At 27.0% G+C, this 1,828-nt stretch carries 2 protein-coding genes; one reads left to right on the plus strand and one right to left on the minus strand.

Annotated features, from left to right (window positions below):
- The first annotated feature begins 35 nt into the window (after window positions 1–35).
- On the plus strand, window positions 36–431 hold the full coding sequence (locus tag HG1285_RS03045; protein ID WP_008288974.1) for a hypothetical protein: 396 nt from the start codon (window positions 36–38) through the stop codon (window positions 429–431).
- Here HG1285_RS03045 and HG1285_RS03040 read toward each other — a convergent pair.
- The gene (locus HG1285_RS03040; protein ID WP_008288975.1) at window positions 414–1,781 is read right to left on the minus strand and encodes an RNA-guided endonuclease TnpB family protein; all 1,368 of its coding nucleotides are present in this window, start codon (window positions 1,779–1,781) and stop codon (window positions 414–416) included. The two genes, HG1285_RS03045 and HG1285_RS03040, sit on opposite strands and share 18 nt — an antisense overlap.
- Between the last annotated feature and the right edge of the window lie 47 nt (window positions 1,782–1,828).

The raw sequence follows: 1,828 nt of genomic DNA on the forward strand, positions 1-1,828 counted from the left end.
AAGAAATATAAAACCATATAAAGGTTTAATAAAGGTTGCCTGATAGTAGTTTTCATGAGGGAAAAATAGATGAAATATTGGATGCATATTCAGATTCATTATTTATACAAGGGGTTTGTTTATTCTATATAGGAGTTCATGCTGTGGATTATGTATTAGCAGAGCAATTTGATATAGAAGATATAGCAACTCATAGAGGGAGAAAAAAGAGAATAACAGAAAATATGGACTGGGAAACATCAGAAAGTTTTGCAAAGCTTTTAACATACTCACTTGCAATTAGATATAACGAAATTTCATCAATAGAAATTATAGAAAAAATGAAGGAAAGCTTAAAGGAACTAATACTGCATTTAGAACAGCAGTATAACTTTCCTGTGGAAATAAGGGAGAGAATTTTTGATACCATAAAATCAACTACCTACCTTTAAAAAGGTAGGTATGTTTTTATAGGCATTAATTAACCTAAAGGCAGGTTGGTTGCCTGTCCACTCTTTATTAGTGGTCTGCTCGTAGTACCTTTTATAAACAAATATCCATCTGTTTATCTGCTTATATCTAAATACAAAATGTATTTCATTTATTTTCTTTATGTTTATATCTTTCCCTATCCCTCTAAATAATATATTAATAGCTCCTAATGTATCAGAATGTATTTTTGTTTTACATTCTTTACATATAACTACACTTCTAACAGGTCTTTCTGTTTTACTATCACACACTATACATTTGCTTGATGTATAGTATTCAGGAATAGATATAATCTCTATTCCCTCTGCTTTTGCTTTATATTCTATTTGTGTTTGAATTTTGCTCCTTATCCAAAAGTTATGCAATAGCTTGTTTAAATATTTGCCATAATCAATATTATCTCTTATTCCTGTTAAATCCCCTATATACAATGTTTTCACATTATATCTGTTTAATAGTTCTATTAGTTTGTTTATCATAGAATTTATAGCCTGCTTTATTCTCTTTTCTCTTTTATCATATAATCTTTTTAATCTTCTCGTTTTATGTATTCCTTGTTTATTTATTTTGCTTTGGTATTTTTCTATTTGCCTGTCCCAATATTTAAATTCTTTCCATAATTCCTTTGATTTAAACTGGTATATGTTTACTGTTTTCTGTTTTTCTCTATAAATCGCAACTGCTATTAAATTTCTTGCTCCAAAATCTATACTTGCATAATTTCTTCTATTCTTTTTGTTTTGACTTTCAGGAATTTCAATGGAAATGTATACATACCATTTGCCACTTTTATTTATAATTTCTGCTCTTTTTAAAGAATATTGTTTGTATGGAATATTGTACTTTGCAAGTATAAACAATCTTTTGTTACTTAAATCTCTTGGTGTTGCAAATTCAAATCCATAATCAGTTAACTTATAACTCCTACTTGATTTTATAAAAATATTCATAGGTATAGTTTTGTTTAACTTTCTATTTTTCTTGTATTTTGGTGGAGATACTTTTTCAATATGTGGTGGTAGTTTTCCTTTCTTTTGTAATTCTTTTAACTGTTTAAATGATTTCCAATCTTCTGATAGTTTCTTTAAAACTTCCTGTGCTATATCAGATGGTAATGCTTTATAATCTTTCGTATCTTTGAGAAGTTTACATAATGTATTGTAATTATATATATTTCCTGTCTTGAAATAATTTTGTCTTGTTAAATAGTTGGCATAGTTGTATAGTTTACTACACCTAATTTGTAGTTCTTTTAAGACATTTCTTTGTTCTTTTATAGGATAAAGTCTTACTTTAATTATTCTTTTCATAATTAAAAACTGGTTTGTTAATTACTTTATTTTAGTATAACCCTAAT

This window comes from Hydrogenivirga sp. 128-5-R1-1, from assembly GCF_000171895.1.

Excerpts from the sequence above, each read along its gene's own strand:
- HG1285_RS03040 (WP_008288975.1), bottom strand. The coding sequence starts at position 1,781 with ATGAAAAGAATAATTAAAGTAAGACTTTATCCTATAAAAGAACAAAGA.